The following is a 1,951-nucleotide window of genomic DNA, read 5'->3' as shown; positions in this document are numbered from 1 at the left end:
GGGGTGGACCTGCTGCCAGCGCGGGACCCGGGATGGGATCTCGCCGAGCCGACCGGGCCCGTCGAGCGGAGCGGACCCGTCGAGCCAGGCGGACTCGCCGAGCCGACCGGACCTGTCGAGCCGGCGACGGCGCAGCGGGCGGTCGCCGTACCGAAGACCGACCCGCCGCCGACCACTGCGCCGCCACCCGCGCGGACCATGCGGCAGATCCTGCGGCTGGGCGTCAACGACCCGCGGTTCGGGTTGCTCTCCATCGCCCTGTTCACGGTGCTGACCCTGCTCGGCCTGGACGGGTCGGTGCTGCCCTGGCTCTGGGCGGACGTGGTCGACGGCGGCGACCCCTGGCTGCCGGCCCTCGGGATCGCCGCCGCGCTGCTGGTCGTGCTGCCGCTGCCGTACCTGACCAACCTGTGGTTCCCGCAGTGGTGGATCCGCCAGATGCTGCGGATCAGCCTGCGCCTGGTGCACGGGCAGACCGGGCCGCGCCGGGTCAGCGGTCACACCCCGGCCGAGGTGGTCGCCCAGGGCGGTGACACCGAGCGGGTGGTGCAGCTCGCCGACAACCTGATGGACCAGCTGATCTCGCTGGTGATCGTGGTCACGATGACCCTGGTGACCGGCAGCGTCGTACCGGCGCTCTTCTTCGTGGGGACGATGGTGGTCTCCGGGCTGGCGGCGACCCTGTTCGGGCCACGGCTGGAACGCACCGCCGGCGGCACCGTCAAGGCCCGCGCCGCCTTCGCCACCGCCTTGGTCTCCGCGCTCTCCGCCGCCCGCACGGTGAAGCTCGCCGGCGCCAGCGCGCCGGTGCTGAACCACCTGGCGAAGCTGGACACCGTACGCAGCGACCGGCAGCGCCGGGAGATCGCCATGCAGGTGTGGGCACGGTCCACCCCGTCGGTGGTCAGCGGGCTGCTGCCGATCGGCGCGTGGGCGCTCTACCTGGCCGGTGGGCTCTCCGCCGGCGCGACGCTGGTCGCCGTCTCCACCCTCGGCGCGGCCCGCTGGTTCGCCTGGACGACCGCCTCGCTGGTCTCCCACTACCCGTCCGCGCGGGTCTGGACCCGGCGGACCGTGGCGATGAGCGGGATCGCCGACTACGCGGCGGCGGTGCCCGGGGTGGACCTCGCGAGCGGGACGGCGCCCGCGCCGGAGCCGCCGCCGCGGCGTCCGCTGCGCCGGCTGGAGCTGACCGGGTTCGGGGCCCTGCACACGGACGGGACGCTCGCCGTCCGGGACGTGGACCTCACCGTCGAGCGGGGGCAGTTGGTGCTGGTCGTCGGGCCCGTCGGGGCGGGCAAGTCGTCGCTGCTGCGGGCCCTGGCCGGCATCGTGCACCACACCGGCCGGCTGAGCTGGAACGGGGAGCCGGTCACCGAGCCGGAACTGTTCCTGCGACCGAACCAGGTCGGGTACGTGGGACAGCTGCCCCGGGTGCTCTCCGGCACGGTCGCGGAGAACATCGCGCTCGGTCACGAGGTCGACGCGGCGGCGGCCGTCGCGACCGCCCAGCTGGAACACGACCTGGCCGCGGCCGGCGGCGGGCTGGGCCTGCTCATCGGGCACAAGGGCACCCGGCTCTCCGGCGGGCAGTTGCAGCGGCTGGCGCTGGCCCGGGCCCTCGCGCCGCGTACCGAGCTGCTGGTCGCCGACGACGTCTCCTCCGCGCTGGACGTCACGACCGAGCTGGCGCTCTGGGCGGCGCTGCGTGAGCACGGGGTCACGGTGGTGGGCTCGACCTCGAAGCGGGCGGCGCTGGTCCGCGCCGACCACGTGGTGGTGTTGATCGGCGGCACGGTCGCGGCGCAGGGCCACTGGCGCGACCTGGCCGACGACTGGGGTCACCTGGCCGGCTGACCCGCCGCCCCACTGGTGTTGATCAAGAGGTGTGCGTCGGACCGGGCCGCTCCGGTGACGCAGACCTCTTGATCACCGCGACGGGGGGGTGGGG

The 1,951-nt window shown here is 74.8% G+C and carries 1 protein-coding gene; it reads left to right on the top strand.

Translation table 11 applies throughout. The features are described 5' to 3' along the window. Positions 1-1,857 (top strand): ABC transporter ATP-binding protein (locus E1211_RS31890; RefSeq protein ID WP_132353928.1); only part of this gene is annotated, 1,857 nt, incomplete at its 5' end. Positions 1,858-1,951 lie beyond the last annotated feature (94 nt).

This window comes from Micromonospora sp. 15K316 (assembly GCF_004348525.1).
Lineage (GTDB): Bacteria > Actinomycetota > Actinomycetes > Mycobacteriales > Micromonosporaceae > Micromonospora.
This window is presented reverse-complemented; position numbering and strand designations above follow the sequence as displayed.